This window comes from Pseudoduganella ginsengisoli (assembly GCF_009720865.1).
In the GTDB taxonomy this organism is placed as follows: Bacteria; Pseudomonadota; Gammaproteobacteria; order Burkholderiales; family Burkholderiaceae_D; genus Rugamonas; species Rugamonas ginsengisoli.
In genome coordinates this window covers 1-324 of the sequence record NZ_WNLA01000099.1, presented here as the reverse complement: position 1 = coordinate 324, position 324 = coordinate 1, and the positions used below count along the sequence as shown (strand labels likewise).

General features: G+C 42.9%; 1 rRNA gene. It reads left to right on the top strand.

Annotation, left to right across the window (positions count from 1 at the left end):
- Positions 1–113 (top strand): 16S ribosomal RNA (locus tag GM668_RS30365); the annotation flags it as partial.
- Positions 114–324 lie beyond the last annotated feature (211 nt).

Here is a 324-nt window from a genome sequence, read left to right as displayed (position 1 = left end):
CAGAAGTAGGTAGCTTAACCGCAAGGAGGGCGCTTACCACGGTAGGATTCGTGACTGGGGTGAAGTCGTAACAAGGTAGCCGTATCGGAAGGTGCGGCTGGATCACCTCCTTTCTAGAGTAGGCACTTTCGCCTAATGCTCACACTTATCGGCTGTATGAAGAATGCTTTTATATAAGACCAGCGTCTTACATAAAAGTAGTACCGTTCTTTAACAATCTGGAAGAAGTAAAGTTTTATTTAAGCGTGTAAGAAATTACACACTTAGGGTAGTGTTCCGAAAGGAACGCATACAAAAACTCATCAAACACAGTAGTAAATGCTT